The 26,345-nt window shown below is 52.0% G+C and carries 16 protein-coding genes; 12 read left to right on the forward strand and 4 right to left on the reverse strand.

Going from position 1 to position 26,345, the window contains the following annotated elements; all coding sequences use genetic code 11:
* Positions 1 to 2: 2 nt before the first annotated feature.
* The 3 genes from OEL90_RS09265 (at position 3) to OEL90_RS09275 (ending at position 5,774) form a co-directional block, all read left to right on the forward strand.
* Positions 3 to 2,255, forward strand: coding sequence for a xanthine dehydrogenase family protein molybdopterin-binding subunit (locus OEL90_RS09265; RefSeq protein ID WP_291400557.1), 2,253 nt, complete (start codon positions 3 to 5; stop codon positions 2,253 to 2,255).
* A gap of 212 nt (positions 2,256 to 2,467) precedes the next feature.
* Positions 2,468 to 4,129, forward strand: a complete 1,662-nt coding sequence (locus tag OEL90_RS09270) for a BCCT family transporter (protein ID WP_291400555.1) — start codon at positions 2,468 to 2,470, stop codon at positions 4,127 to 4,129.
* Between the two features lie 127 nt (positions 4,130 to 4,256).
* Positions 4,257 to 5,774 carry an HAL/PAL/TAL family ammonia-lyase gene (locus tag OEL90_RS09275; RefSeq protein ID WP_291400552.1) on the forward strand — a complete coding sequence of 506 codons (1,518 nt, stop codon included), beginning with the start codon at positions 4,257 to 4,259 and terminating at the stop codon, positions 5,772 to 5,774.
* Positions 5,775 to 5,861: 87 nt separating this feature from the next.
* Here OEL90_RS09275 and OEL90_RS09280 read toward each other — a convergent pair whose 3' ends face one another.
* Together OEL90_RS09280 and katG are read right to left on the reverse strand one after the other, a co-directional pair.
* Positions 5,862 to 8,897: an AAA family ATPase gene (locus tag OEL90_RS09280; protein WP_291400551.1), complete on the reverse strand. Its 3,036-nt coding sequence runs from the start codon at positions 8,895 to 8,897 to the stop codon at positions 5,862 to 5,864.
* Between the two features lie 411 nt (positions 8,898 to 9,308).
* Complete coding sequence (katG, locus tag OEL90_RS09285; RefSeq protein WP_291401439.1) at positions 9,309 to 11,510, reverse strand: catalase/peroxidase HPI; 2,202 nt, start codon at positions 11,508 to 11,510, stop codon at positions 9,309 to 9,311.
* 510 nt (positions 11,511 to 12,020) lie between these two features.
* Here katG and OEL90_RS09290 point away from each other — a divergent pair.
* The 5 genes from OEL90_RS09290 to brnQ all read left to right on the forward strand — a co-directional run bounded on the left by OEL90_RS09290 (position 12,021) and on the right by brnQ (position 18,615).
* Complete coding sequence (locus OEL90_RS09290; protein WP_291401440.1) at positions 12,021 to 12,575, forward strand: hypothetical protein; 555 nt, start codon at positions 12,021 to 12,023, stop codon at positions 12,573 to 12,575.
* 12 nt (positions 12,576 to 12,587) lie between these two features.
* On the forward strand, positions 12,588 to 13,142 hold the full coding sequence (locus tag OEL90_RS09295; protein WP_291401442.1) for a hypothetical protein: 555 nt from the start codon (positions 12,588 to 12,590) through the stop codon (positions 13,140 to 13,142).
* Positions 13,139 to 16,030: a hypothetical protein gene (locus tag OEL90_RS09300; RefSeq protein WP_291401444.1), complete on the forward strand. Its 2,892-nt coding sequence runs from the start codon at positions 13,139 to 13,141 to the stop codon at positions 16,028 to 16,030. Before OEL90_RS09295 ends, OEL90_RS09300 begins: the two co-directional genes overlap by 4 nt.
* 10 nt (positions 16,031 to 16,040) lie before the next feature.
* Complete coding sequence (locus OEL90_RS09305) at positions 16,041 to 16,946, forward strand: hypothetical protein (RefSeq protein WP_291401446.1); 906 nt, start codon at positions 16,041 to 16,043, stop codon at positions 16,944 to 16,946.
* Positions 16,947 to 17,277: 331 nt separating this feature from the next.
* On the forward strand, positions 17,278 to 18,615 hold the full coding sequence (brnQ, locus tag OEL90_RS09310; protein ID WP_291401448.1) for a branched-chain amino acid transport system II carrier protein: 1,338 nt from the start codon (positions 17,278 to 17,280) through the stop codon (positions 18,613 to 18,615).
* A 227-nt stretch (positions 18,616 to 18,842) separates the two neighbouring features.
* Here the strand turns inward: brnQ and OEL90_RS09315 are convergent, their stop codons facing one another.
* Positions 18,843 to 20,471, reverse strand: a complete 1,629-nt coding sequence (locus OEL90_RS09315; RefSeq protein ID WP_291401450.1) for an amidohydrolase — start codon at positions 20,469 to 20,471, stop codon at positions 18,843 to 18,845.
* Between the two features lie 519 nt (positions 20,472 to 20,990).
* Between OEL90_RS09315 and OEL90_RS09320 the strand changes: the two genes are divergently transcribed.
* The 4 genes from OEL90_RS09320 (at position 20,991) to OEL90_RS09335 (ending at position 25,558) form a co-directional block, all read left to right on the forward strand.
* Entirely contained in the window at positions 20,991 to 21,704 is a 714-nt protein-coding gene (locus OEL90_RS09320; protein ID WP_291401879.1) for an ABC transporter ATP-binding protein, read from the forward strand.
* A complete protein-coding gene (locus OEL90_RS09325; RefSeq protein WP_300688137.1) occupies positions 21,697 to 23,307 on the forward strand; it encodes a hypothetical protein in 1,611 nt (536 codons plus the stop codon). The genes OEL90_RS09320 and OEL90_RS09325 overlap by 8 nt, the downstream gene beginning before the upstream one ends.
* Before the next feature lie 244 nt (positions 23,308 to 23,551).
* On the forward strand, positions 23,552 to 24,589 hold the full coding sequence (locus OEL90_RS09330; protein WP_300688140.1) for a diguanylate cyclase: 1,038 nt from the start codon (positions 23,552 to 23,554) through the stop codon (positions 24,587 to 24,589).
* A gap of 33 nt (positions 24,590 to 24,622) precedes the next feature.
* Positions 24,623 to 25,558 carry a DMT family transporter gene (locus OEL90_RS09335; protein ID WP_291401456.1) on the forward strand — a complete coding sequence of 312 codons (936 nt, stop codon included), beginning with the start codon at positions 24,623 to 24,625 and terminating at the stop codon, positions 25,556 to 25,558.
* 275 nt (positions 25,559 to 25,833) lie between these two features.
* Here OEL90_RS09335 and OEL90_RS09340 read toward each other — a convergent pair whose 3' ends face one another.
* Positions 25,834 to 26,223: a secondary thiamine-phosphate synthase enzyme YjbQ gene (locus OEL90_RS09340; protein WP_307730948.1), complete on the reverse strand. Its 390-nt coding sequence runs from the start codon at positions 26,221 to 26,223 to the stop codon at positions 25,834 to 25,836.
* Between the last annotated feature and the right edge of the window lie 122 nt (positions 26,224 to 26,345).

The following is a 26,345-nucleotide window of genomic DNA, read 5'->3' on the forward strand; positions in this document are numbered from 1 at the left end:
GGATGGAAACAATAAAATATAATGTTGTCGGCCAGTCCGTCCTTCGGCTGGATGGTCTTGAAAAAGTTACCGGAACAATCAAGTATACAGGTGATTACACAGCAGCAGGCATGCTGTACGCCCGGCTGGTCACCTCAGATCAGGCAAGCGCGAAAATTTTGAGCATAGATTCAGCAGAAGCCCTTAAAGTGCCCGGCGTCGTAAAAATCTATACAGCCGCTGATGTGCCGAAAGTCCTCTATAGCGCACACAATTGGCTAATGGACATGAGCGACCTGGAGGACGAACCGCTGCTGACCATGGATCCCAAACATGACGGCGACCGGGTAGCCATAGTTGTGGCTGAGACTGACGAAGCAGCGATCACTGCAGCCCGCCGCATTCGGATTGACTATGAGCCGCGGCCAGCGGTGATCGACATAGAATCCGCGCTGGATGAAAGCACACCTGGTATTCACAGCTATGGCAATGTGCCTTTTGATACCGTTAAGGAGTTCGGAAGCTTTGATCAGGTCTTTTCAAAAGCGCCGCACATAATAGAAGACACAGTGACCACACCTGCCCAGCACCACGCAGCTATAGAATGCCACGTTTGTCTGGCTTCTATGGAGGATGGGGTCCTGACCCTTAAAACACCTTGTCAAATCACATTTCAAGTCCAAATGATGCTGTCGAGAATCACAGGGCTTCCAATGACCCAGGTCAGAATTATCAAAACGGCCACAGGCGGTTCCTTTGGCGGCAAAAGTCAACCGGTTCTCGAACCGCTGTGCGGCTATCTGGCCTATGATCTTAAGAAGTCGGTGCTCATGACCATGGACAGAGCTCAGAGCATAGTTTCCAGCAGAAGGCGCAACTCTGTCAGAGGCCGGATCCGGCTTGCTGTCAGTGAAGAGGGTAAAATCCTGGGCCGGGACCTGGATGTCGTGACGGATACAGGAGCCTATTTCAGCAATGGGGCCGCGGTTTCCATGGCCATGCTCAAAAAATCCGTCAGGCTCTACAAAATGGAAAGCCAGCGGTACCGAGCCAGAGCGGTCATCACAAATACGCCGGTAGGCGGCGCGGCCAGAGGTTACGGCTCGCCTCAGATTCATGCGCTCACGGAAATCAACATTGAGAACGCTGCCAGAGTACTTAAACTCGATCCCCTTGATTTTCGACTGGCCAACATTGTCAGCGGCAGCGACGCGGACCCCATGGGTGGTCCCGCCCTCGGGAACGTCCAGATTGAAGCCTGCCTGAGGCAGGGCGCTGCGCGCTTTGGCTGGAAAGAAAAATATTTTAAGGCTCCGGGCAGCGGCCGCTACAGAACAGGCGTCGGTATGGCGGCTATTGTTCATGGCAACGGCTATTTTGGCGGATTTCCTGAATTCACCGCCATTCAGCTGACCCTAATGCCGGATGGGACCATCCTGGTCAATTCTGCCCTTCATGACCTTGGGTGCGGCACACTGACTGTGGCGTCCCAGATCATTTCAGAAGCTCTGGGTGTAGTGCTTGAAAAAGTCAAAGTGCTTGAGGCGGATACCCTAAGGTCGCCCTATGATCCGGCCGGCACTCAGGCCTGCCGCGTGACCTTTGTCTGCGGTGAAGCCGCGAGGCAAGGTGCCGAGCAGCTGAAAGAAAAAATTCTCAAGCGTGCTTCTGAGCTTTTGGATTTGCCGATGGTCACATTACAGCTCAAAGACAGCATCATCACGGATCTTTCCGGCTTACCCCTTATGGATCTTCCGACATTGGCTTCGAAATGTCATCGAAGCTTTGGAGAAACCCTTTGTGTCAGCTTTGACTATCAGGCCAGTGCTAACCCTGGCTCCTATGGGGCGAACTTTGTTGAAGTGGAGGTGGATACCTGGACGGGCTTTGTACAGGTGAAGCAAATCGTTGCAGCCCATGACATTGGAAAAGCCATCAATCCGGAATTCGTCAGAGGACAGATCTACGGCGGAATCCAGATGAACCTGGGCTACGCGCTCTGCGAAGAAATTGTTCTGAACGAAGATGGCAGCGTGAAGAACAAAAGCTTTTCCAAGTATCACGTCATCAATGCGCCTTCAATGCCGCCCGTGGAGGTCATCCTCATAGAGGCGGGAGAACCGGGAGGACCCTATGGGGCGAAGAGTATTGGAGAATCCTCTTCCGTGGCCACGGCACCTGCGGTCATCAACGCCATCAATCACGCCCTCGGGACTCGGCTGTCAGTTTTACCGGCAACGCCGGAGCGCATTATTGAAGCGCTCAGTGATTACTAAGACACATGCTGCAGAAATAAGAAACCTTGAAAAATCATACGGAAATGGAGCGTGAACCAATGAACTAAAGAAGCGAACGATGATATAATTCAAGAACAGCAGTTTCATTCGGCCTTATTGTTTAACCGTGCATCATGCGTTTGTCACACCACGATAGTTTCGAAAAATACACATTGGAGTCATAGCATTCAGATCGTGAGGGAGGTAATTCTGTGAGCAATAAGCAAGAGTCGAAAGGGAATAAAAAGTTTAACCAGGGAACGAAGCTGGAAAAAAACGCCATCCGCTGGGAAGTTTTCGCGCCGGCCTATTTGGTCATTGGCAGTGCTGCTGTCATAGGCATCGTCAACAAAGAACTTTTAACAACGAGTGTCATGAACTTTTTCTTCTGGTCTCTGCGCAATTTCGGTTGGCTGTTCCAGTGGACCATTATGGCCGCGTTTGTCTTTACCGTGATTATGATGTTTTCCAAGTATGGCAACATTCGTCTGGGTGGGAGAAACGCCAAGCCTAAATTCAGCTTTGGTACCTGGTTCGCCATGACCCTGACAGGCGGGGTAGCCACCGGCATTGTCACGTGGGGTGTCAATGAGCCCTTGATCTATTACGGAAACGTCTGGGGCGAGCTGAATACACTGGGGATTGAGCCTAATACCACTCAAGCGGCTGTCTTTGCCATGGCGCGTTCCTTCTATAACTGGACTTTTGTCCCTTACGCGATCTATGCCTTCTGCGGACTCTTAGTCGCTTACATTTACTTTAATAAGCGGGAGCGTCTGGCTGTCACGTCCACCTTGAAGCCGCTTTTTGGAGAGAAGGTCACTAAAGGTTTATTTGCCGGCATCGTGGATATGCTCGCTATGCTGGGTCTTGCCATCGGCATAACTACAGGCATTACCATGTGTATTACCTTAGTCATGTCGGGCTTAAAAGGTGCCTACGGTATTGAATCCAGCGTTCCGCTGTTTGCAGGGATTGGTATTTTCATCATCTGTATGTTCACGTTTTCATCTTATGTGGGCCTTGAAAAAGGTCTTGCAAGACTTGGCAAAATGAACGCATGGTTCTATTATTTCCTTTTGGCACTTCTGTTCGTCACGGGTCCAACGGTCTACATTCTTAGAATTGGCACAGCAGGTGTTGCGGAATGGCTTCAGAATTTCTTCCGCTGGGGACTTGATCCTATCGACATAGGCGGTGAAGCGCTGACCATGTATTGGACGCTTTTCGACTGGGCATTCTGGGTTGGCTTCGCGCCTGTTACCGGCATCTTCCTGGCTATGATTTCCTATGGACGTACTATTCGTGAATACATGATCGTGAACTGGATTCTTCCATCAATATTTGGTATTGTCTGGTTCTCCGTCTGGGGCGGCAGCGCTATTCATATGCAAACCACTGGTGTTGTGGATCTCATCAACGTCATCAATGAAGGCGGCGCGGTCGCGGCCCTTTGGGCATTCCTCGACAACCTGCCGTTTGGCCTGGGCAGAATTATTATTCCATTTAACATAGTCGTCATTTTGGTTTCCTTTATTACTGCGGCGGATGCGACTTTGACCAATATTGGTTCAATGTGTATGAAGGACGTTCCTATCGGCACCGAACCACCTGCGATGGTCAAAGTGGTTTGGGGTGTAGCCCTTGGCGCTGTCGCCATTGTTATGGCAGCCTTCGGCGGCGGGGTTCAAGGCGTCGACGGTGTCAAGGCATTGGCGGCCGCGAGTGGATTTGTCGTGTTGTTCATTTTCGCCATTCAGTTGGTGTCGTTCTTTAAGTGCTGGTTCATGGACAGGATCATTGAAGAACCTGATGACGAGCCCTCGGGTGAAATCATGAAGTCTGAAACACTGGTACCGGTGGCGGAGGAATAGCCTTTTATGACTTCGAGAAACGGGCTGATCCCTTCGGGATGAAGCCCGTTTCTAAATGACTATTTATCTGAGTGATGCAAATTCTGCCAGATCAATAAAGAAGCGCAGGAAATGGAGGAAGACAAAAATGAAAATGATTTTGGACGGCCGCAATCTCACTCTGGAAGAGGCTTACAGGATTTCAACCGGCAGCGTTCAGCTTGAGATTGCCAGCGAAACTATTGAACAGCTGCAGAAGACCAGAGATCTGGTCTACCGGCTGGCAGACAGTGATGTGCCAATTTATGGGTTCACCGTGGGTGTAGGCTGGAACAAAGATAAGCATGTCTTCGGGAGTTTTTTTGAGCAATATAATAGGAATCTGATTTATGCCCATTGCTGTTCGATTGGACCAGCACTTTCAGAAGAGAAGGTCAGAGCGGTACTCCTGGCGCGTCTGAATACGCTATTAAGCGCCAGAACCGGCATTCAACTCGAAATTGTTGAAATGTACAAGGAATTTCTGAACCGCGGCATCCATCCGGTCATTCCTGCCAGAGGCAGTGTTGGTGAAGGCGATATTGTCAATCTGTCACATGTTGGGCTGGCAATGATTGGTGAAGGGGATGTGTTCTACAAGGGCAGCCGTGTGGCAGCTATGGAAGCACTTGAAGCTGAGGGGTTGAAGCCTATAGTTCTCGGACCTAAGGACGGACTCTCTATTGTCTCTTCCAACGCCCTCGCAGCGGGAACCGGTGCCTTGGTATTTGAGAAGGCCAAACGCCTTACAGAAGTGGCCAATGCCGTCTATGCGCTTTCCGTGGAAGGGCTGGATGGGAATATCACGCCGCTCAGACCTGAACCGAACGCAGCCAGAAGAATGAAATCTCAGATCCTATGTGCTGAGAGCATGCGAAAACTTCTGGATGGCAGTTATCTCGAGAAGAAGGGCATCACCAAAACGCTGCAGGATCCGCTGGGTTTCCGCTGTGCCTCAGCAATCAACGGAACGGTTCTGGATGCACTTGACTATATTCGGGAATTATTGACCATCCAGCTCAATGCTACAGATGATAATCCTTGTATTATTCTTGAAAATGAAGAAATTATCTCTTGCTGCAACTTTGAAATCACGAATTGGGTGCTTGGTTTTGAAATGCTGGGGCAGGCAGTGGCGCATCTGGCCAGAAGTGCTTGTCACAGAACGATTAAACTGTCCACACCGCAGTTCACAAACTTGTCCAGATTTTTAAGTCCGCGTGAAGGCGAAGTCCAGGCGTATCAGACGATTCAAAAGCCGTTTACCTCTTTGGACGGTGAGATCCGCCATCTGATGAATCCGGCTAATACAGACTACTTCTCTGTTGCTGGAGACATTGAAGACCATGCGACCAATGCGCCTTATGTCATCGAAAAGACAGAGAAAATTATTGACAACGCCTTTTATATTTTAGGGATCGAGGCAATGCACGCAGCACAGGCTGTCGATCTGAGAGCGGGCATTGAGATGGGCAAGGGTTCAAAATTGATTTACAATGCGATTCGTGATAAAGTACCATTTTTGTCAATGGATAGGCCGCTGACACCGGATATTCAGGCAGCTTATGAAGTTCTAAAGAGTGATGAGCTTCTTGATGGACTCAGGGCAATTGCAGGAGAACTGTAAGCTGTAAACTTTTGATTCAAAATAAGAAAGGACGACCTAAGTGTTCGAGCTCCTCGAACCACTAAGGTCGTCCTTTTTTTGCCTGCTTTAATTGAAGTGACTGCATTCTCCGCAAATGCTGTGAATATCCTGAAGCACCTTCTTTTCGTAAGTGAAACTATCATTGTCAGTAAAGTAGCGAATGGCGGCTTTGCAGTAACTATTGTCATTAAAATTGAGGTAATTGCTTAAAATCTTAGTGGGCTTGTTGTGTCGCGCCAGGCTGCAGAGCTCGGCTTTTACCCGCAGCATTAAGCCGGTTTCATAAACCCGACCTAACAGCGTTGCTTGCTCGTCAGCTTTCTTCAAATACTCCAGGCAGCGCTTATAATTGCCTTCCCGATAGCTGATCAGCGCCCAATAAGCATAAGCGGGGACTTGTCCCCATTTGAAATCCAGGTGATCGTAGAAATCAACAGCTCTGCTGAGATTTTCTGCGGCCTCGTCCATTCTGTCGGCATCATATAAGGCAATGCCTTTGCCGCATAAGATGAGCGGCAAATGGCTGATAAAACCTTGGTCGACACAAATTTTATCAGCCTTGAGATACCAGTTTAATGCGCCGTCGGTATCATTTTGCAGTCGTCTGCTCTCACCAAGATAATAATACGACGCGACGAGATTCAACGCGTAGGGCTCTCTATATTCAGATCTGCTGAAAATTTCAGCAGCGCTCATCAGGAGTTCCTCGCCGTGCTTGAACCGGTTCATCAGCAGCATGAGATAGCCTTTCAGGCGGATGAGTACGCCGAGCTCGCCTTTATCGGCATGATTCCTGAAAATTTGAAAGGCTTGATTGACATAGATCTCCATCATCTGAATCCGGCGTTGATTGATGCAATGAAAAATTAATTGAAGGTAACCTTTGTACACAAAATCCATCAAGTTCAGTTTTTGAGCAAGGCTAATCATGGTCTGGGTCAGTGAATAGCCTAGATCGACATCTCCTTTAATCAGGTGGTAACGACTGATCATGTTGAGATACTCTATCTGGATCAGGCCCTGAGTTTCTGCCTCTGGTACAATTTTCATCAGTGTATCTATTCTCTCAATTTCCCGCTCAATAAAGGACGTGTTATAGTCCTGCCGACTGTGCATTCTGAGGATTGCCTGGTCTCGAATCCGAGGGAAGAGTTCGTGACTGAGCTCAAGATAGTCGAATAGATTCAGGATTCTGTACTGGAGTTGGGAACGTTTGTCTCCACTCTTTTCAAAATGATAGATTAGTTTTGGGTAAATAAGACGGTCTGATGGTTTTCCGGTAAGCTGATCGCGGAAATACTCCCCGATACGCTTATGAAGAAGTCTTCGCTTGGTAGCGCTTTGACCTTCATAGATAAAGTCCTTCAATTTCTGATGGGAAAAGGAGTACTGGAGTTCATTGGTATCAAGGGGTACTTCTCGGATCATATCGCTCTGTATAAGTTCTTCAGCAATGTCCAGCAGGACTAGATCGTCCTTGCCGGTAAGGGCGGATATGTCTTCCCATGAGATCATTTCGGGAAATATGGAGAGCAGTTCTGCTAATTTTCTGGCATCCTCACTTAAACGGTTGAAACGCGAACTAAAGATATGGCGAATTTTCTGAGGAAGCTCTTTGAAAGATTTGTGTCCTTGCAGGCACTTAAGTATTTCGGTCAAGTAAAGCGCGTTACCCTCTGATTCGGAATAAATTATGGTTTGAGTTTGAGGATCAAGAGGCATACCCTCTAGATAGGCTGAAATAAACTGATCTGTTTCATCTTTTGAAAAGCGTTGAAGCTCAATATGATCGAAGTTCTTCAGACGTCTTAGATTGGAAGCTGTATACCAGGCAACATCAGTGCTGGATGATCGTATGGTGGTGATAAACATCAGATCTCTTCCGGTGCCGGACTCTGAAGCCAGACGTCCTAGAATATCAAGGCTCCATTCGTCCAGCCACTGGATATCTTCAAGACAGATTAGAACTTGACCATGCTCTCGAATTTGTGTAATGAGTTCCACGAGGCCTCTCAGAATCGCAGAAAAATAAAGGGGGTCCTGTCTGTCAATCTGAGCAGATGAGGTACTGTTGTCAGGCTGCATAAAAGGCGGGAAGGCTTTTGATAAAATGTCCATGTAGACGCCATCAGGTTTAAGGTCGTTTTGCTCAAGCAAGTCGCCCAATCTCATCACCAGGGGATGCCAAGCACTTAGCCGATGGTTTTCATCACCTTCATGACAAGTGGTTTCAATAACTCGGCAGCCTAATCCCTCTGATAATTCGGAGAATTTTCTCAACAATGTTGTTTTGCCGACACCGGCTTCACCGGAGATTAGCACAAGACCGGATTGCTGCTGGTCCGCGACATTTTGGCGGAACTGATTCAGTCTTTCCATTTCGTCTCCTCGTCCAATAAAGTGAACGGGAGACGGAAGGTTGTTCTTATTTGGGGTTCTTCGCTTACCCAAGACACTTTTAAAGAGCTGAACGGTTTCAGGTTCAGGTTGTAACGAAAGTTCAGCATCCAAAACTTTTTCGAGTTGATTATAGAGTTCAATACTGCGGCTGATTTGATTCGCTTTCTCATAATGCAGCATCAGAGCCCTTACGGAGGCTTCGTCATAAGGGTCGAGTCGGATCAGGCGCTTATAAAGGAATTCCGGATCTCCTCCGGTTTTCAGTACTTCAACAAGCTTTGCCTTAATCTCGCTGACTGTCTGTTCACGAAATGCGTCTCGGGTAAAAGAAATCCATTCATCAAAGGCCGGGATATCTTTAACGACAAAATCCTGAAGAAATTCTTGATCGTTTTCGACAGCTGTCATCAGATCGGATTCGAACTGGATCTGTTCTGAAAGTGTTATCATACGCTGTCCCAGATTTTCAAAAACTTGAAAGCCAAAAGCCTGACGTATGGAATAAAGGGCGTTTCTCAGGTTTTTTCTGGCGTTTTCTTCAGGCTCATCCGGCCAGAATACGGCCATGAGCCTGAAGCGGTCTGCGGTCTTGTGATAGACTGCATAATAAAAAACTGCTTCTGCCTTTTGATACTTAAATGAAATTGTTTTGTCGTTCAAAGTGACGCTGGGAATCCCGAGGAAATTGACTTTGACCTTCATGGACTTGTCTCCTTAAATGTGGCTGAAGCCTTGAAAAATTGGGGATATAGTCTCTCTTATACTATACCATATGGTGGGTGGGAGGACTAGAAACATGAGTGTGAAGGCGGGTTTGGAAATGAAAATTTAAGTCGGTATGGGATGGAAGGAAGCCGGTGTCAGACACCACCTTCCTCCAATTGAAGCTTGGTTGCCGGTTTCCCAGGAACCGTCTTCCAAAAGGAAACACCCCCATAACCAACAGGCCGCCGGCCTGTTGGTTATGGGGGTGTTTTTCCTTGTAAGCGTCATCCCACTGAGAATGATTTTCGCAAGCTCTGGCACCAAATCAATGTTAGTGACAGGCACTCACTCGATTTTCGTCCGCGTCACCAAAATGAAAGTTGTCCGCGTCACCAAGTTAAATATATGTCATTCTCCCAAAAGTTCAAACCGGTCCGCATTCATCACCTTATTCCAAGCAGCGACGAAGTCTTTTACAAACTTCTCCTTACCATCATCACAGGCATAAACCTCCGCAATGGCTCTCAGCTCAGAGTTCGAGCCAAAGATCAGATCGACACGGGTAGCGGTCCACTTGGTCTCGCCGGTTTTTCTGTCGGAACCCACGAAGAGATCCGCTTCCTCGGTCATAGGCTTCCACTGAGTGCCCATATCCAGAAGATTGACGAAGAAGTCATTGGTCAGCTGCTCAGGGCGTTTGGTGAAGATGCCGTGAGGGGCTTTCTTGTAGTTGGCGTTCAACGCCCGCATGCCGCCTACGAGGACGGTCATTTCTGGCGCGGTGAGACCGAGAAGCTGGGACTTGTCCACCAGGAGCTCTTCGGCTGAGACTGCATATTTGGCTTTGGTAAAGTTGCGGAAACCATCGGCTAAAGGCTCCAGGACGGAGAAGGATGGGACGTCGGTTTGCTCGAGGGCAGCGTCGGTGCGGCCAGGGGTAAATGGTACCACAACTTCAGAGCCGGCATCTGCGGCAGCCTTCTCAATCGCGGCGCATCCGCCCAGGACAATCAGATCGGCCAGTGACACTTTCTTGCCGCCGCTTTGGGTGCCATTAAAGTCTTTTTGGACCTTTTCGAGAACGCCAAGGACCTTCTGCAGCTGCTCCGGTTGGTTTGCCGCCCAGTGAAGCTGAGGCTCCAGGCGGATGCGGGCACCATTTGCGCCGCCCCGCTTGTCTGAGCCGCGGAAGGTAGAGGCGGAGGACCAGGCGGTGTAAACGAGCTCGGAAACAGAAAGACCAGAAGCGAGGAGTAAGGCTTTCAACACCGCGATATCCGCTTCATTAACCAGCTCAAAATCCGCAGGTGGGACAGGATCCTGCCAGATCAGATCTTCAGCAGGCACTTCCTTGCCAAGATAGCGGGCTTTTGGTCCCATATCCCGGTGGGTCAGTTTGAACCAGGCGCGGGCAAAAGCGTCTTCAAATTCCTTAGGATTTTCCATGTAGTGTCGGGCAATTTTGGAGTAGACTGGATCCATGCGAAGGGCGAGGTCGGCCGTGGTCATCATAGGGGCGTGTCGTTTGTTCGGATCATGGGCATCCGGCACCGTGGTTTTGGCTTCCGGATCTGTTGGAATCCACTGCCATGCGCCGGCCGGGCTCTTGACGAGATCCCAGTCATATTTGAACAGGGTCTCAAGATAACTGTTGTCCCAGTCGATCGGGGTCGGCGTCCAGGCGCCTTCTATGCCGCTGGTGATGGCGTCTCCGCCCTTGCCGCTGCCAAAGGTGCTCTTCCAGCCGAGGCCCATCTCTTCAATAGGCGCGGCCTCCGGCTCCGGACCCACATGGGTAGGACTGCCGGCGCCGTGGCACTTGCCAAAGGTATGGCCGCCGGCGACCAGCGCGACGGTTTCTTCATCATTCATAGCCATGCGGGCGAAAGTTTCCCGGATGTCCTTGGCAGAACCCAGGGCGCTCGGCTGGCCGTTAGGGCCCTCCGGATTGACGTAAATCAGGCCCATCTGCACGGCTGCCAGCGGATTTTCCAGGTTGCGGCCGTCGGAGTAGCGCTTGTCGCCGAGCCATTCGCTTTCAGTGCCCCAGTAGACGTCTTCCTCAGGCTCCCAGATATCTTCACGGCCGCCTCCGAAGCCAAAGGTTTTGAAGCCCATGGATTCAAGGGCGCAGTTGCCTGCGAGGATCATCAGATCTGCCCAGGATATGCTCTTTCCATATTTCTGCTTGACCGGCCAGAGCAGGCGCCGTGCCTTGTCCAGGTTGCCGTTGTCCGGCCAGCTGTTCAGGGGCGCGAAGCGCTGATTGCCCGTGCTCCCGCCGCCACGGCCGTCACCCATGCGGTATGTACCGGCGCTGTGCCACGCCATGCGGATCATCAGCGGGCCGTAGTGCCCGTAGTCGGCCGGCCACCAGTCCTGGGAATCTCTAAACAGGTCATACAGATCTTTTTTAACAGCGTCGAGATCGAGTTGTTTGAAGGCCTCCGCGTAGTTGAAGTCGTCTCCGAGAGGGTTTCTTGCCTTGCAGTTTTGATGGAGGATTTTAAGGTTTAACTGGTTTGGCCACCAGTCGCGATTGGTTGTGCCGCCGCCAGCAGTCGAATGCTTCGTCATGCCTGTTACCGGACATTTACCGTTCTCACTCATTTTTGGACCTCCTTTAAATAGATTTGAATTGCTCTAATTTTATACCCAAATCAAATGAAAATTAACCTGAAAATATCGGGGCGATGGACGTTGGGTGACCATTGGCAGTACATTTGGCATTACATTTTTAGGAAAACAAAGACTGAAATTACAAAGTAATTATTGTACGTACTTAAAATAAAAACATAAAAGTAATTGAAGAAAAATTAAACTCAAATATACCCAATTCCTGATTCAGAAATTGAAACCCTTAATCATTCGAAAGAATCTGCGGTATATTTTTCTAACAAGCCCAAGACAGTGTTTTCGGACGGTTCAGCTTCCTTTGAGGCTCTGATTGAGATTCTCATGAAAGCATTTCGTCAAGATGAAAAAAGTGACACAATTCGTGACCAAAATCTACAAAATTGATAGCAAGTTAACGTAAAAAGCGGTATTATAATTCAAAGAGTTTATATGATAAGAGAAATCACAATAATAATCCAAACTTACAAGGAGGCGTTAAAGTTTATGGAGCAAGCAAAAACCAGGCCCATCTCAACTATTTTCGGCATGATGATCAGCCCGGGGCCTACAGTCAAAAAAGCCTTGTCAGGCAGGCAGTGGTATCTGGGCTTAATTGTGTCCACCCTCGCGTTTGCGCTTTTTTTCCTGCAAACGGGTCTTGACCTGTATAAGACCGGTCAGAAGGGCTTCAGCTTTGTCGCGCTCAGCGCGGCAACCGGAGCAGCTTACGGTCTGCTGGTCATCCCGGTTCTCGGTGTCCTGGTCTGGTCCGTTTTGAAAGTGGCCAAAACGGACAAAAGTCTTAAATGGGCAATCTCCTCATTTTGCCTCAGCTACAGCGGCGCGCTGATTTACGGATTGATTGGCGTCGCGTTCTCCCTGATTCTCGGCTGGAAAACGTCTATGGCCTTTGGGGTGACGGGGGTTCTTTGGGCTATAGGGCCAATGATGGTCGGCCTTCGCGAAATGAGCGGCGGCAAGACAGTGCTTGGCGTCATACTGGCGACACTGGTAGGCAGCTTTGTTCTGCTGAGCTGGGCGCTGCTCGGCAACTATTAGGGGGTGAAGGGTTTGAATAGTATCGATGATGGCAGAGTTTTAAGAAACTGGATCCGTCGCCTGTGCTTCATCACCTTTGGCATATGCGCTTTCACCAACCCGCTGGAGCCGCTCTCAATTTACAACCTGGCCTTTGGCGCGCTCTTTGGCCTGTTCTTTGGCTGGCTTTTCAAGCGGTTCCTCTATCTGTTCCTCGCCGCCATGAACGGACCGGTGAAGAAGGAATGGGGCAAAAAAGTTATGCGCTATCCTGTTGAGATGGGGATGCTTTTCCTGGTTCCCTTTGCAGTGATGCTGGGCCTTGCAACCTTCGTACTCAAGTGGCAAAGCGCCGCTTCGTTTATCAGCGCGGGGATGATGGCGGTGGGAACAGCAACCGCTATAGAAGTCAGCCGGCTCAGAGGGAAGTCCATGATCCGCAACACTATCGCGACTTCGGGCGTTTCCTTTTTATTCAGCTTTATTTGGACCTACGCACAGCCGTTCCTGTTCCGCGCGCCTGGCCTCATCGAAGGCGGGATCACCTTTGTGCGTTCGTTGATTTTCGGAGGAGGTGGCTTGTCTTGAGACGTTTTACGGTAAAACTTTTAATCGCGTTTTTGATCGCAGCTCAAGCGCTGCCTTTTGTAACTTTAACCAGGATCGGAACCGCACCGTCCTTCGCGGTCAGCGTCAAAGAGGAAAGTGTCCGGGTCAGTGCACCTTACGAGAAGGTGCTTGCCAGCGAGGGTGATTGGTTCACAGGCCGTCCTTCCATAGGAAGCACCTCCTCTTTAACGGTGGATTATAATGGTGAGATTCTGGTGAGTGAAGCATCCGAACCAATCAGCTTTACTACCCGCGAAGAGGCGCTGGTCAGCGAGATTTACGTCAGCACCGCAGCAGGCGAGAGCCTGACCCTCGTGGATGAGGCGGGGAACCTGTATCCGGGATTTGAGGCGGTTCGCGTCAGTGAGGACACGCAAGTCTTTCAGGCGCCCGGTGATGTCAGGCTTCCGGCGGGCAGCTACACGGCAGAAGGTGCTTCAGGAGATTTTGTGATCAAAGGCGTGAATGCCGATGGTCAGTCGCGTTACAACGAACAGATCGTCGAACAGGCAGCTGAAGTCCTGGGTGTTCCGGCGGAAACGGTGACTGTAGGGGAAGAGGCGGCGGCTGCGGAACCATCGGCAGCTTCCGGTGCTGCTGGCAAGCGTCCTGCCATGTTCGTTCTGGACGATACCTATCTGATCGACGAAATCATGCTCAACACCTTCAACAACGGCATGGGCGCGGCGCCTGGCCTCATTGCCATTTTGGATGAATCCAATCAGGTGATCTACACGCAGCAGGCTTACGGCGGAAAGGTCGGAACGCTGGCCAACGGTCTCTGGATCGTCAAGCCGGGGATCCTGCTGCCGGCGGGCACGTATTACATAGGATCATCCGATCCTTCTGTCATAGGGTATGACGCTGCCGGCGAGCCCATGTTCTATCTGACGGCTTACCCTACGATCCCGGAAGAGCTGGATGTGACCGGAACGTATAAAATCAACGTGGATACGGCTAAGACCTCAACCATCATGGGGCCGGTGTCAGGGGCGCCGACGCCATTTTTGACAGACTTTGAACTGACCGTCCTTCACAAGGAGGGCTTTGTGGAGCTGATTGGCACTTATGAAGGCATGCCGGTCTCCCAGAACTGCAAGATTATCAATGAGACTGAGAATGGTCTCGTGGCGGTGTTTGATTTCGCCGCGGATTTGTCAGGGCTGCCTTATAAAGCCAAAGTGGACACAAAGGTAGAAGTGACCTTCACTCAGGACGATACCGGGCTGGTGTCGGTATCCTTTAACGGCGACGCTCATTACAGCCGCGCGGCCAGCGGAACTCGCGGCGCGGACGACAACACTTATGTGGTCAGCGGCAGCGGCAGCCGGGTGACGACGGAGCTCCCGGCCTATGTCATAGCGGCGCTGGGTGCTGCGCCGAGTGTTGGGAACATTCCGGGGGCAGATTCGCCCTTACAGAATGCAGTTGGCATTTTGTTTCCACCACTGGTGGGCCTCGTGGTCAGCGTCATGCAAGAGGCGCTGAAGAAGAAGGAAGCGGCCAGACAGGCGGGTAAACCTGCTCGGGACAAAGCCTGGTATAGCAAAAAATATCCTGGAAAAACAGATGAGCAGCTCGCCTGGATCATGCTGGCGGATGCCATGGGAAGTACCGATGAGCCTGATGAGGGCGATGCAGTGTCAATGGGAGACAATGAAGCGTCTGAAGGTTCAGGAGACTCAGAGGGCTCAGGGGGCACAGGTGATAATCAGGATTGGTCAGAGGATGAGGCTGAGACCGAGGCGGATTATGAGCCTGAGCCTGAACCGGAAACCGAGCCTGAATCAGAGCCGGAACCGGAGCCTAAACCAGAGCAGGCTGCAGAACCAGAACCAGAGCCAAACAAAGAGGCTGAGGCCGATGGTCAGAAGACCGCCGAAAATGCCGCGGCTGAGTCCAAAGAGCCGGAGACTATGGTGCTCAAGACCTCAGCAAGAGGCGCTGAAAGCTTGTATGTCAAGGATCCTGAAACTGGCCAGTGGATCAATGCAGAAACCGGCGGCGTCCTCGATTATGAGGACTATAAGGCCAACGCGGAGGATAAGTTCGCTCAGGAGCTGGCTGTGATTGAGAAACACTCAGCTGACAACCAGAAGCCGGATGAGGAATTCGCGAAGGCCATGAAGCAGATTGATGATGATTTCAAGAAGGATCAGTTCCTTCAGAAGATGGAGAAAAAATACGGAACGGACAAGCTTGGGCTGATCAAAGCAACCATCACCCAGCGCGCAGAGCAGGAGCGGGAAAACTTTGAAACCTGGCAGCGCATTGGCGACATTGCGGCTGTTGGTGAGGTCAGCTCCAAGGTCGTGCTCGCCGGTGCGGACACCGCCATTGATATCATGGGTGAGACAGTTCCGGGCGGGAAATATGTGCGCGGGGTCTATAAGGTCGCAAAAGGGACCATTGGGTCCGCTGCGGAAAGCCAAGCGAAAGGCGATGGCTGGGGCGCAGGCGCTGCAGAGGGATTTGTCAAAGGTGTTGGCGACGCGACCGGCGACTTTGTGAAAAATCCATACGCGAAGGCTATTGTCACTACCGCCAGTGAGTCTGCAGGATCTGCGGCAGGCGCTTATCTTAAAGGTGAGGACTATATCCAGGCAGCTCAGAACGGTTATGTGGATGGTGTCTACAAAGTGACGGTAGGCGCGGTTTCGGATTATGCCCTCGGAAGTGCACCGGATGTGGACTTGCCGGATGTGCCAATAAGAGTGGATTCTACGCTTAAAAAGATCTTCACCAGCAAAGGCGGACAGGACAAGATGAAAACGGCATTGACGGATGAATTCGTCTTGAAACCTAATGCGCTGGAGCCTGCAAAGAACCTCATTCAGGTCGAACGTCCTGAGTTTGCTAAAAAATAGGAGGGGTATCATGCATATCAATTTTAACGCTTTGGCCTATTTGGCCGGCCTCTATAGAACAGACAACAGTTTGAGCCCCTTGAAAAGTGCCGGAAAAGGCGATCCGGTTCAGGGTGAGGCCTTTTTAAAGGAATCCGGGATGCTTACCGAGTCTGGGATCAGAAATGAGGCCAAAGAGATTCTGGAAGTTTTGGCAGAGCCTCAGCGTTCCGGCAGAATTGCTATTCGCGAGGGAAATGCTTTAATTGAAAAAATTGGGTACCGAAGAAATGAGGGGTTTTCCCTTGTGGAACGGACGGCTGAAGGGGTGGAGGTCACAGCGCCGGCGACACTTCAGCCAACGCTGCTGGCGCTCTCTCAAGTCACTGGCATGTCACGTGTGATAGCCTGGGATTTGGAAGTTGAGCTGCCATCGGCAGAGGCACTGGTCTATCTGGGGCTGGTGGACTTATACAGAAAGACGGCTATGCTGGGATTGTGGCAGGTTGGAGCACCTGACGTGAATGTCTCCGCGCTGGAAACTCACCTAAACGATCCGGTGCCGGGCTCTCTTGTGGCCATGGTCAAGGGGAAGCAGGACAGCAGTGCTTTGACAATTGGCCGAGCTGAACTCAGCAGCATGCTGAACCGCTTGGAAATGGTTCAGATTCTGGAGGGAGATCAGGTTAGGCTGACAGGAGATCATGCGAAATTTGCCATGGAGTTTCTTGTGCCGAGAGCAGTGACGACTCTGGAGGTGTACAATCGTTCAGAAGACAAGATTGCGGGAAATGAATCCCTCGTGATCAGCGCCGGGCTAAATGAGCATCTGCTCATAAAATTGGGGGCTTACCAGTGGGCACTGTCATTGATTTCCGGCAGCTATCTGTTGAAGCTCATTGAAAACGTTCTGAATGCGCCTGAACTGGAAATTTAGTTGTCAATGATTATAGGGTGTGAAATAATTTAAAGAGAGGGATCTGCCTAAATGGTGGGTCCCTTTTCAATTTTTATCAAAATATTTTTACAAAATGACCGAATATTTTTACAAAATGGTTCTGAATGCGCAGTTGACTTTTTGGTCCAACAACATGAGAAGGCGTTGGCGTGGAACGTAAGTAGGTTGAAGGATGGCTAAAATAGCCAAAACCATCGGCTGAAACAAATAATTACAAAACAATTAAGAAAAACGCCATCTTGGCATCCCTCTTGCTCTATAGACCGGTGACGCAATTATTCATCATCATAAAAAAGAAAGCAGGGGAATTATGGAAAACAAGAACATGTTTCGTGACGCAATGGTAGTGGGCTTTGCAATGTTTGCCATTTATTTTGGCGCCGGCAATTTGATTTTCCCGCCGTTTATTGGTTTTGAGACGGGAACAAACTGGATTGCGGGTTTGGTTGGCCTTGTTCTGACAGGTATCGCGCTCCCGATCCTCGCCGTTGTGGCGGTCGCCAACGCGGGCGGCACTTTCAAGGACCTCACACGCCCGATCAATCCGTGGTTTTACCAAGTTTACAATGTCCTCGTCATGATTGGTGTAGGTATGCTCATCACGATCCCGCGGACGGCGGCGGTTGCCTATGAAACCGGCTTCAGCGTGATTTTGCCGATGGTCGACCCCGGTCTCCTGAAGCCCATCGCCATCATCTCCTTCTTCGCATTGACGTATTACTTCGCCAACGACAAATCCCAGGTTATTGACAAGGTCGGCAAAGTGCTGACGCCGGTGCTGCTGGTCATCCTCGTGGGCATTGTCATCCTGGCGATCGTCAATCCCCTCGGCGCGCCGGTCGCAACGGAAATTGCGAATCCTTTCTACTTCGCTTTCACCCAGGCCTATCAGACGGGAGACGTTCTGACGGGCCTCCTCTGTGCGGTGATCTTTGTCGAAGCCCTTCGCGGCAAGGGTTACACGGAAAAGGCGAGCAACGTCAAAATGATTCTTCTTGCGTGTGTCTTTGCGTTCGCTGGTCTGTTTGTGGTCTATGGCGGCCTTGAGTACCTTGGCGCAACGGGCAACAGCTTATTTGAAGCCGGTACCGACCATACTGTGCTTTTGACAGGTCTTGTACAAAAGTTGGCAGGCAACGGCGGATTATACGCCCTCGCGGTTGCGGTCGCCCTCGCCTGCCTGACGACCTCTGTAGGTCTGACTGCGGTTTTGGCGGATTTTCTTAATGGTATTTCAAAGCAAAAGATCAGCTACAAAGTCGGCGTCGCGCTCACTTGCGGCATAGGCGTCATCCAGGCTATGGGCGGCGTTGCCAAGATCATTGTCATTGCAGGACCGATCTTTATGGGCATCTACCCAATCTCCATCTTGCTGGTGATCCTGGGCCTCTTCAGCAAGTACGTTCCAAACGATGGCGTTTGGAAGGGCTCCGCATTGTTGGTTGTCCTCGTCAGCCTTTACGATTCCTTCTCGATCATAGGCGCCATAGCTGGGTTCCAGCTGCCGGCGGCGCTGACCAACCTTTACATGACGATTCCGCTTGCGGGCCAGGGCTTTGCCTGGATCGTGCCGGCTATTGTTGGCGGTATTGTGGGTGGCGTGATTTTCAAGGGCAAGAAGAGTGAAGCGGTTGTGGAAGCGGCTTAGGGCTGAGGCTTCAATTGCGTGTTAGATGAATGGTGTTTTGAATGGTTTTCAAAGGTGCACAGCAGGCCCTGGCGGGTCTGCTGTGTTCTTTTGTTATTATGGGACGAAAGTTGGACCGGGTGGCCAATTAGCGTCGACATCAGCGCTCCCAATTCAAAAGGAAGAGGACTCAAGTGCCGCCGGCGCTTGAGTCCTCTTCCTTATCAATCAATAATTAGCTGTATTTGTTATTTTGCAGCGCTCTCATACACCAACGCCCCGCCCATATACGTCTCCAGAACCTGTGTCTGGCCAATGGTCATGGGATCAATCTCCAGAATGTCCCGGTCTAGGACGATAAAATCCGCTTCAAAGCCAGGCGCAAGCTGTCCGACGTCCGGGAAGCCGACGACCCTTGACGCCTCGCGGGTATAGAGCTGAATGGCGGTGGCTGGATCGACCCGGTGCTGCTGGCCGTTGTCAGTGCCATCGTAGCTTATGCGGGTGACGGCAGCCTGGATGCCCACGAAAGGATTTGACGGGTCTGCCCAAGAGGTCGCCGGCGCGTCTGAGGAAAAGGCGAGCTGTACACCGGCGTCAAGTATGGAACGGACTGGATAGGTGTTCTTTGTACGGATGGAGCCCAGGTTGTTGAGATAGCTCTCGATTTCCGCAAAGAGAAACACGGGCTGGGTGACAAAGGCGATGCCCATTTCGGCACTCTTTTTCAGCGCCGCTGGGGTCGGCATGGCAGCGTGCTCGATGCGAAGCTGAGGGGTGTCGGCTTTCCGGTAAAAGGTATCTACGATCATGTCTATGGCTTTTTCGCCCATGGCATGGGCGAGGAGCTGGAGATTGTGGGTTTTGGCATAGGCGCCGGCAGCACTGAGTTCGTCGGGGGTGATGGTGGCCATGCCGCAGTTGGCGTTTGGATCGTCGCCCTGGTGTGCGGAAAGGAAGGGCGGGTCCACCCAGGCGGTTCTGCCGGAGACGCTGCCATCGGCTAATGTCTTGACACCGCCCACGAAGATGGGCTGGTTGTGATCGAGGCGTTCAGGGGCAAAGGGTGGGGCGTTCTTCAGGTCATCCCACAGGTAATAGAGGGCGACGCGCTGGCGGAAACCGGCCTGGCGCGCGGCGGTGTAGAGGTCGAAATAATCCGTGGGGCCGGTGCGGGCAAACATTTCAGTGACACCGGTGATGCCCTGGGAAAGCAGGGTGGTGCTGAGGTTGGCCAGGCTGGCGGCGGTTTCTTTGAGCTTTTTTTCTGGGAGGACCTTGAAGAGCAGTTCCCGGGCAGTTTCGTAGAGGATGCCGTTTGGTTCGCCGTCCGCGTCCCGGCCTATGGCGCCGCCTGCCGGATCCGGCGTGTTGCGGTCAATGCCGGCGAGTTCCAGGGCCATGCTGTTGACGGAGTAGATGTGGGCGCAGGTGCGCATCATGCTGACGGGGGCGTCGGTGGTCGCCCTGTCCAGGTCGTGGCGTGTCGGGGTGCGGCCTTCTCTCAGCTTGCCTTCGTCGTAGCCCCAGCCTTCGATCCAGACGCCGGGGCCTTGAGCCTCACGCTTTTCGCGGATTTGAGAAATCATCTCTTCTATGGAATAAAGGGCGGGCGGGGTGCAGGCAATCTGAACCGCGGCGTTAGCTAGGTACACTGGGTGCATGTGGGCGTCGATCAACCCCGGCAGGACTCTGCGGTCTTTGAGGTCGGTGGTTGTGAGATGATAGGCTTTAGCCAAGGCTATGTGATCGATGTCAGATTCGCTGCCAATCCACACAATTTTTCCATTTCGAACGACCATGGCGTCGGCATAGGGCTGCTTTGGGTTGGCCGTGAAAATCCGGCCGTTGACAAACAACTTTTGCTCTTGCTGCATTCAAATCGCCTCCTTAATCTTGTCATTTGTAATCGCAAATATTGTGCCAATTCTTGATTTTATCTTCTTCATGTGGGGGTAACGGCTTGAAAGCTTCATTTTGGCTGCTTGTGGGGATTTTGGGAAACTGGACTGGACTCAGGAATGCTTCTGAAAATCAAAAAATAGGCATTTGAGGGTGAGAAGACGTAAAAAAAGTTTTACAACTGTGAAGGGGGTGGTTTGTGAATTTGAAGGACGCCGGGCATTTGAGGGGGCAAGGCACTCGTTGAAAACCATTTTCGCAAGCTCTGGCACCGAATTGAATTGAGTGTCAGACACCAAAGTTGAATGAGTGTCAGTCACCAAAGCTGAGTGAGTGTCAGTCACCAAAGTTGAGTGAGTGTCAGTCACCAAAGTTGAGTGAGTGTCAGTCACCAAACCAAATCCGGTCCGCGTCACCAAACTTAATTGGGTAATCAGGTCCTGGAAAGGGTATACAAAACCGTGGAAAATCAATCAACCGGAGGGCTGAACATGATGCTTGAAATCCGAAACTTTTCGAAAACCTACAAAGGCGGCAAGAAGGCCGTCTCCAACTTATCCCTCAACATTGAGCCGGGGGACCTCTATGGCTTCGCCGGCCACAACGGCGCCGGGAAGACCACCACGATCAAAGCCATCGCAGGTGTGCTGGACTTTGAAGAGGGGGACATCCTGGTGGATGGCAGCTCCATCCTCAAAGACCCCGTAGCCTGCAAGAAGAAACTGGCCTACATACCGGACAATCCGGACCTCTACGACTATCTCACAGGCATACAATACCTTGAGTTTATTGCTGACATCTTCGAGATTCCCTCATCTGCGCGAGAAGCGCGCATCCGCCGCTACGCGGAGGACTTTGAACTCCTAAACGACCTGGGGGACCTGATTGGCGCCTACTCCCACGGTATGAAGCAGAAGCTGGCCATCATTGCCGCGCTGATCCACGAGCCCAAGCTGATGATTTTGGATGAGCCCTTTGTAGGGCTGGACCCCAAAGCGGCAAAGACCCTGAAGGACATTTTCGCCCAGCTCTGCCAAAACGGCGGCGCCATCTTTTTCTCCACCCACGTGCTGGACGTGGCGGAAAAGCTATGCAATAAAATCGCGATCATACGCCAGGGCGAGCTCATCACCGCGGGGCTGATGGACGACATTGTCGGCGATTCGAGCCTGGAAGAGGTCTTCCTGGAGCTGACGGACCATGAGTAAACTATGGTCACTTACCAGACTACAGCTGCTGGGATGGTTCGGCCTCAACAAAGCCCTCCACACCAAGATCCCCGGCCAAAGGCGCAAGAACCTGTTCACGGCTGTAGGGGCCATATTCCTCATCCTCTATTTCACAGGCATTTCCTATGTCTACAGCGACCAGGTCGGCAAAGCCTTCGAAACCGTCGAAGCCCTGCCGCTCCTGCCCGGCCTCATGATGGCCACCGCCTCCCTGGTCACCCTGATGACGACCATCTACAAAGTCAACGGGACGCTCTTCAACTTCCGCGACTACGACATGATCATGGCCCTGCCCGTCAAAACCGCCGTCGTGGTGGCAAGCCGGATGATGGCCCTCTATCTGCTGAACATTGGCTTCGTCCTGATGGTCATGGTACCCGCGGGTGTGGTCTATGGTCTGCGCGCCCAGCCGGAGCCCCTGTTTTATGGTCGCTTTGCGGTTTCCCTTCTCATGATCCCTTTTGTGCCGATAGTCGCGGCAACCGCCATCGGCATCCTGATCCACCTGGTCTCGGCCAAGTTTCGCTATAAGAACCTGCTCAACATCCTTCTGTCCGCCGCCGCCGTGCTGGCGTTCATGGCGGGCTCCAGCTCGTTCAACGCGGAAGGCGTCAACATTGCGGACATCACGGGGGCGCTGACGGGCCTCATCAACAATATCTATCCGCTGGCCGGCTTCTATGTGAATGGCGTCGTCTTAGGACAGACGACAGCCTTTTTGGCCTACCTGCTGCTGTCTCTGGGGGTTTTCGCTGCCTTCGCTGCCCTGGTGGGCTATCGCTTCAAACGGATCCACACTAGGCTGACCGCCGCCTCAACCCGACGCCGGTTCGTCATGGGCGCTCACCCTCAGGAGGGCTCTACGCCGCTGCGGGCTATGTATGCCCGTGAGCTCAGGCGCTATTTCGCCTCGCCAATCTACGTTTTGAATACCGCGTTTGGCGTGATTTTGTTCACTGCCATGTCGGTGGCGCTCATGTTTTTCAGACCGGAGTCCATCGGCCAGCTCCTGGAAATGCCTTTCTTCGCGGACTACATCAGCCGCATGGCGCCGCTGATGGCCTCGACCTTCATGGCGCTGTCCTCCACCACGGCCTGCGCCATTTCCCTGGAGGGCAAGGCCCTGTGGATCGCGAAGTCCGCGCCGGTGAAAGCCATGACGGTCTTCCACAGCAAGCTGGGCGTCAATCTGACTGTGACTCTGCCGGCGGTGCTGGTCAATGGCCTGCTCCTGATGGGGGCTTTAAAAACAGGCCCTGCCGATAGTCTCCTCCTCCTCACCCTACCCGCCGCCTACGCCGTCTTCATGTCCCTGGCAGGTCTTGTGATCAACCTGCGATACCCGTTCCTGGACTGGATGAGCGAAACCCAGCCGGTCAAACAGAGCGCCTCGACGCTGATCACGCTTCTCGTCGGAATGGGAAGCGTAGCGGGACCTTTGACGCTGGTCATCAAATATCCGCAGCTGAACGCCCACTTGGTATCTTTTGGGGTGCTTATGCTGCTGATCATCTTGAGTGCCGGACTATATGCCTATTTGGCAGCCCGTGGAGAAAAGCTGCTCAAGTCCCTTGAAAGTTAACAGTAAGATAAACAAATCCTTTTCAACGTTGAGAAAATTCTATATTATGAAGTAAGAAAAAGATGAGAAGAGGGTTTCAGTGGGAAGAGGGTGTCCGCGGCCGTTGGCCTATTGACCCTGACTTCCTCATGGAAAAAGACGGGAAGAGGGAGTCCGCGGCCATTGGCCTATTGACTCCCTCTTTCATCCGAAACTTCCGCTAATTCCTCCAATCTCACATTCGCTCACGTAAAGGATGGTACGAATGTCTTCTGGAATGGATTCCAATCAAGAACAAGCACTGCTCGAGGTCATAAGAGTCAAGGAGGCGCGGATTGAACAGCTGACGGCGCTGACAAACGAGCTTAAGCATAAAAATGAGGCCCTTGAAAAAGTAACCATCACGGATCAGCTGACAGGGGCTTATAACCGCTTTTATTTTGAGAAGCGCGTCATGGGCGAAATTGAGCGTTCCCGCCGTTATGGGACGCCGCTGTCGCTCGTGATTTTCGACCTGGATTTTTTTAAGAAAATCAACGACCAGTGGGGTCACGGATTTGGCGATGCGGTCCTCAAACGAATGGCGTCTGAGGTCATGAGTAATATTCGCGCGACGGATCTCTTTGCCCGCTGGGGCGGGGAGGAATTTGTCGTGCTGATGCCTGAAACGGATCAGAGGCATGCTGTGATGGCGGCGGAGAAATTGAGAAAATCCCTGAGTCAGGTGCTCCATGCGACCATCGGCAGAGTCACTGCAAGTTTTGGGGTGGCGGAGCACCGCTACGGTGAGGACCTGGAAAATTGGTTTGCGAGAGCGGACCGCGCCATGTACCGGTCCAAGAGCCTGGGGCGAAACCTGGTGTCGCAGTGGAGCGACCATGATTATCTTCAGGAGTCGACCGAGCTTAAATGGAACCAGGAATGGGAATGCGGCAACGCGGTAATAGATGAGGCCCACAAAACGCTGCTGACTTACGCCAACGCCATTGTAACCTTGATGCAGCAGGAGTTGTCCCATGAAAAGCTGATCCGCGCCTATGACCAGCTGCTCGATCATGTGGAGGTTCATTTCAAGGATGAAGAAACCATTCTGAAGCTGGCGGGATATCCGTCCGCAGCCTTTCATGAGCGGTTCCACCAGCATCTGCTGTTCAAGGGGCTGCAACTGAAGAAAATGATAATGGAAGGTCATCTCGTCAAGTCGGACATGATTATGTATCTGATGGATGAAATCATAGTGGGACACTTGCTGACGGAGGACGTGAAGTTTGTTCCGTGGCTTCGGGGAGTGGCGGATATCTAAGCCGTTTAGGCATGGAAGGAGGCGTGCGGGCAGATGCAGAAGCAAGATTTAAAACGTACGGATGGACCTGCGGGCAGCCCCACTTCAAGTGATACTGCGCAACTTGCCCATAGAAGAGGGCTGATGGAAGCGCATTTCGCTGTCCTGCTCTTTGGCCTCGCGGGTCTCTTTGGAAAGTGGCTGACGCTGCACCCTTTGGCGATCTCCCTGGGGCGGGTGTGCTTTGCGGTGCCATTTCTTTTTTTGATAATGCGGGCTCGCGGCGAGCGGATTCGCCTGAATCAGCCCCGGGACTACGCGGTCTTTCTGCTGCTGGGCATAGTCCTGGCCATCCACTGGACCGCTTTCTTCATGGCGATCCAGCTGTCGACCGTGGCCGTTGGACTCCTCACGTTTTCGACCTTTCCGGTTTTCGTGACCTTTATTGAGCCCTGGCTCCTGAAGAGCGCCTTTCGATTTCAGGACCTGCTCATTGCCCTGGTGACTATGGTGGGCGTCAGCCTCGTCATCCCTGACTTCAGCTTAAGCAATCAGGTGACTGTGGGTGCCCTGTGGGGCATTCTGTCCGGCCTGACCTTTGCGCTCCTCTCAGTCCTCAATAAGAAATACGTGGCCCAGTACCCCAGCCGACAGGTCTCGCTGTATCAGTTCGCCGCCGCTGCCCTGGTGCTTCTTCCCATGGTTATCCCCCTTAAGCCCGCCTTGGATGGGCGTTCTTTGGTCCTTCTGGCGATTTTGGGCGTCGTTTTCACCGGGATTTCCCATACACTCTTCATCAGCAGCCTGAAGCGGATCAAAGCCCAGACCGCCAGCGTCATTGCCAGCCTGGAGCCGGTCTATGGTATTTTGGCAACGGTGGTCCTGCTGGGAGAGGTGCCTGGACTGCGGGAAGTGGCGGGGGGCCTCATTATTTTGTCGATGGCATTTGTGGTGACGAAAAGACAGTCGCGAAAGCGAAGACGTGCATAAACAAAGAAGACGCCATGCAACCGAGAGCTCGTTCGCGGTTGCATGGCGTCTTCTTTGTTTGTATAGGGCGCAGCCCGTGACCGAAGCGCAGCCGATAACTGAGCGCAGCGAGGTAATGGGCGGAGCGAGGTGCACGTCTGCAGTGTGAGGTGTGCCTTTCGCAGAACTCAATAAGATGTAGCCAGCCCTGACTTGCTGTTTACTCAGATCTTCGTTGAAAAAACGTAAGCCCCCGTCGCCGGGGGCTTACCTGCTTTTAAGACTGTTGTAGTCACTTACCTCTCAAAAATCTGCACCTCGATTTGACGCACTCTCGGTCCGTCGAACTCACACAGATAGATGCCCTGCCATGTGCCCAAACTGAGTCTCCCGCCTTTGACGGGAACTGTCACTGAGGATCCCATCAGCGATGCTTTGATATGGGCATGGCTGTTGCCTTCTGCGTGACGGTATGGGCCATGCGTAGGGAAGGTTCTCTCCAGGGCGGCCAGCATGTCGTGAACCACATCCGGATCAGCATTTTCATTGATGGTAATGCCGGCCGTAGTATGGGGAACGAACACGACCGCGAGGCCGTCCTTCAGGCCGTGGTCGCGGACCTCATCCCGGATGAGTCTGGTGATATCGATCATTTCCTGAGGAGCGGTGGTTCTAATGTCGATCAAGGGGATGGCCTCCTTCTATGGGTAATGTTACAGATATATTAAGGTCCTACGCGGGAGTGCCGGCAAAATGGTTTTGCAATAAAAGCATTCGTTTTTCGTCGGTGAGAATTGTTATCGCATGC

Source organism: Acidaminobacter sp. (assembly GCF_030247605.1).
GTDB lineage: Bacteria > Bacillota > Clostridia > Peptostreptococcales > Acidaminobacteraceae > Acidaminobacter.

What these genes read in the sequence shown, in the direction of transcription:
- OEL90_RS09320 (WP_291401879.1), top strand. Translation starts at nt 20,991, where the DNA reads ATGCTTGAAATCCGAAACTTTTCGAAAACCTACAAAGGCGGCAAGAAG.
- OEL90_RS09305 (WP_291401446.1), top strand. Translation starts at nt 16,041, where the DNA reads ATGCATATCAATTTTAACGCTTTGGCCTATTTGGCCGGCCTCTATAGA.
- brnQ (WP_291401448.1), top strand. Translation starts at nt 17,278, where the DNA reads ATGGAAAACAAGAACATGTTTCGTGACGCAATGGTAGTGGGCTTTGCA.
- katG (WP_291401439.1), bottom strand. Translation starts at nt 11,510, where the DNA reads ATGAGTGAGAACGGTAAATGTCCGGTAACAGGCATGACGAAGCATTCG.
- OEL90_RS09275 (WP_291400552.1), top strand. Translation starts at nt 4,257, where the DNA reads ATGAAAATGATTTTGGACGGCCGCAATCTCACTCTGGAAGAGGCTTAC.
- OEL90_RS09325 (WP_300688137.1), top strand. Translation starts at nt 21,697, where the DNA reads ATGAGTAAACTATGGTCACTTACCAGACTACAGCTGCTGGGATGGTTC.
- OEL90_RS09315 (WP_291401450.1), bottom strand. Translation starts at nt 20,471, where the DNA reads ATGCAGCAAGAGCAAAAGTTGTTTGTCAACGGCCGGATTTTCACGGCC.
- OEL90_RS09330 (WP_300688140.1), top strand. Translation starts at nt 23,552, where the DNA reads ATGTCTTCTGGAATGGATTCCAATCAAGAACAAGCACTGCTCGAGGTC.
- OEL90_RS09290 (WP_291401440.1), top strand. Translation starts at nt 12,021, where the DNA reads ATGGAGCAAGCAAAAACCAGGCCCATCTCAACTATTTTCGGCATGATG.
- OEL90_RS09265 (WP_291400557.1), top strand. Translation starts at nt 3, where the DNA reads ATGGAAACAATAAAATATAATGTTGTCGGCCAGTCCGTCCTTCGGCTG.
- OEL90_RS09280 (WP_291400551.1), bottom strand. Translation starts at nt 8,897, where the DNA reads ATGAAGGTCAAAGTCAATTTCCTCGGGATTCCCAGCGTCACTTTGAAC.
- OEL90_RS09335 (WP_291401456.1), top strand. Translation starts at nt 24,623, where the DNA reads ATGCAGAAGCAAGATTTAAAACGTACGGATGGACCTGCGGGCAGCCCC.